This is a genomic window from Streptomyces sp. NPDC001153, from assembly GCF_053598315.1.
The window spans coordinates 1-2843 of the sequence record NZ_JBSFJZ010000122.1; the positions used below are offsets into that span (position 1 = coordinate 1).

General features: G+C 69.9%; 3 protein-coding genes and 1 pseudogene. 1 reads left to right on the plus strand and 3 read right to left on the minus strand.

The annotated features are described in order from the left end of the window. Positions 1-308 precede the first annotated feature (308 nt). From ACWDEN_RS47965 to ACWDEN_RS47975, 3 genes are all read right to left on the minus strand, one after another. Positions 309-1067 carry an SDR family oxidoreductase gene (locus tag ACWDEN_RS47965; RefSeq protein ID WP_351623433.1) on the minus strand — a complete coding sequence of 253 codons (759 nt, stop codon included), beginning with the start codon at positions 1065-1067 and terminating at the stop codon, positions 309-311. Positions 1068-1193: 126 nt separating this feature from the next. After that, positions 1194-1379 carry a Rossmann-fold NAD(P)-binding domain-containing protein gene (locus ACWDEN_RS47970; RefSeq protein ID WP_351623432.1) on the minus strand — a complete coding sequence of 62 codons (186 nt, stop codon included), beginning with the start codon at positions 1377-1379 and terminating at the stop codon, positions 1194-1196. Beyond that, positions 1376-1567, minus strand: a complete 192-nt coding sequence (locus ACWDEN_RS47975) for a Rossmann-fold NAD(P)-binding domain-containing protein (protein ID WP_351623431.1) — start codon at positions 1565-1567, stop codon at positions 1376-1378. Before ACWDEN_RS47975 ends, ACWDEN_RS47970 begins: the two co-directional genes overlap by 4 nt. Before the next feature lie 673 nt (positions 1568-2240). Between ACWDEN_RS47975 and ACWDEN_RS47980 the strand changes: the two are divergent. Then, positions 2241-2843: pseudogene (locus ACWDEN_RS47980) on the plus strand (serine/threonine-protein phosphatase); the annotation flags it as partial.

The following is a 2843-nucleotide window of genomic DNA, read 5'->3' on the forward strand; positions in this document are numbered from 1 at the left end:
TTGGCTCTGCTTCGGTCTTTGACCCTGTTCTCTCTGGCGTCTTCTTCCCGGTGTTCTGTTTGGTGGGGGGGGGGGGCGGCGCCGGCCAGGGGCCCCCCCCGCCCGCTGCGACGAGGACGGTTGCTTACTCGTCGCCCACGACGTGCGGAGGGTAGTCATTCCTGGCACCGGCCACTGGGTGGCCGACGAGGCCCCCAGGAAGTACTCGCGGCACTGATGACGTTGTTGATCCCGTCCCGCGGGCAAGTCCGGAGCACACAAATCGGGCCATCGCGATGCGTGGCGAATGACCGCCATCGACGTGCGGCTCAGCCGACGAGCTGCTGGCCTCCGTCGATGTCGTAGGTCGCACCGGTGAGTGCGGTGTTGGTCATGATGTGCACGGCGAGCGCCGCCACGTCCTCTGGTACGACTACGCGGCCGATCGGCAGCGTGGCGCGCAGTTCCTCGCGGCGGGCGTCGAGCGCGTCGCCGAGCAGCCGGGCCGACAACGGCGTGTCCACGAAGCCGGCGGCGATCAGGTTCACCCGGACCGGCGCGAGCTCGAGTGCGAGACTGGCCGTGAACGCGGGCGTCGCGGCGGTGACTGTAGGGGCGACACCGAGAGCGGCCCGGATCCGGCGGGCTCCCGTGCCGCTCATGAGCAGCAGCGTGCCGCCCGGCCGTACGGTGCCGGCGCAGTGGCGTGCGACCTCGAGGGCGAGCACCATGTGGTCGCTGATGGCCCGGCGTGCCTGGGCGGCGTCCATGTCCAGGAGGCGGCCGTAGGACGGGCCGCCCGCGGTGACCATCACGTGGTCGATCGGCCCTGGCAGCTGCTGGAAGAACCGTTCGAGTTGCTCCGGGTCATGGGCGTCGAAGGCGGCGGTGCTGAGGGCGTCGGCCTCCTTGGCGGCGGTGTGCAGGCGTTCGGGGTCCCGTCCAGTGAGGACCACGCCGGCGCCCTGGGTACGGGCGAGCCGTGCGGTCGCCAGCCCGATGCCCGCACTCCCGCCGATGACGACGAGGGTCTGCCCGTGCAGGGCCTGGTCGCGGGATCCGTAACCCGCAGTCGGCTCAACCGTCATGATTCCTCCCGCGCTGTGGTCTTGCCTAGGTTGTCCTGAGGACTGATCCAGCACCTCGTCGAGCTGCCGCAGGAACCAGGCGGTGATCCTCTGCGGGCAGCCCCGCCGGACCGGGCCGGCACCTCCTCACCGTTCGACGGGTTGCGACAGAGCGTGCTCGACCTGCCGGGTGCACTCGTCGGCGAGGACTTCGACCCGGTCGTTCGCCAGTGCCTCCATGGTCTGCTTCGCGACGTCTTCCGTACTTGTCTCCGGCGCGCCCGTGAAGGAGCTGAGATCCGTCTCCACGAAACTGGCGTGGACACCGATCACGAGTGCTCCCGCAGTGCTTCCCACAGCGCGCCCGTAGACCGCCGGGCTGCTGGAGGCCGCATCCCCGGGAAGCCCGGCCAGGGGGCCAAGGGGGCGGCCGACAGCATCAGTGCGTTGCCGCCGTTGCGCGACAGGACCGAAGCGAAGGCCCCGGAGACGGTCCAGGTGCCGATGTAGTTGGTCTCCATCGCGCTCCTTCCCTCTGCCGCCTGCCGATCCGTGACGGTCGACCCGGCGATGGGAGGCTTTGAACCGGACCGCGTCCTGGCGCCTCCCGGTGCACGCGCGACTCTCACCAATGGCGACTCATGACCAGAAGGCCGGCCCTCGATCCCCACCTTCATTCGGGCCGCGCCGGGACGGCAGGGTCGTCACGTGCGCAGATTGCCCACACAAGAAGTCCTCTCCACAATCAGCGTGCATCGGATGCCACAACGACGCATGTGAGACGACGCCCGGCCGCAAGGCTCCCATGTCACGTTCAGCGACCATTCCACACGGAGCAGCTCCGAGATGATGCCTGAGGGCTCTCCGGAGCACTGGCGCAGGCTTGAACAGTGCAGGGCCTGGAGCGGGAGCGTCAGCCCCGCTGGGTCGGTCTGCCGGTGGGTGGAGAGCGCGCCGTACACCACCAGCTCTCCTCCCGGAGCCAGAGCCTGGGACACTTGGGCGCCGCCAGGGCCCTCCAGGTCGGCTGGCACCGGCAGGCGGTGGGCACTGTCTCAGACGCTGGTCAGGGGAGAGTGCCCATGGTCATGCCGCACTGCGGGCCTCAGGTGAAGTGGAAGACGGAGCGACGTAGGCGCCAGGCGAAGATCTCGCTGTGGGACATGCACTGCAGCCGGGTGTATGCCGATATGTATGGGTGCGGGGCGTGTGCCGGTGGACCGCCTCCCAGAGCAGCAGCTGGGCCGCAGGCTGGTGGCAATCCCCCTTGCGCTGATCGTCGTGATCACCGTGGTGGACATCCATTCCCCGCCGGACGTCCACCTGGGCCCCTTGCTGGTGATCGCGCCGGCCCTGACCGCGTCCCTGGCCGGGCCGCGGCTGACCGCCCTCATCGGCGCACTGGCTGTGGCCGCCCAGGTGCTCATCGCCGTGTTCCACGGCGGACTGACCACAACCAACCACCTCTCGCAGATCGCTGGCTTGGCTCTGCTGTCCGCCTTGGTCGTCTTCGTCTGCCACGTGCGCGAGCGGCGCAGCCGGGAGCTGACTCGGGCACGGTCGGTCGCCGAGACGGCGCAGCTCGTGCTGCTGCGGCCACCGCGCCGCCGGATCGGGCCGCTGCGGGTGGCGTGGCTGTACCTGGCGGCCGAGGACGAAACCCGTATAGGCGGCGACCTGTTCGCGATCGCCCGCTCCGACCGCGGCACCCGCGTGATCATCGGTGACGTCCGGGGCAAGGGACTGGCCGCCATCGGTGAGGCTTCCATGGTGCTGGGCGCGTTCCGCGAGGGCGCG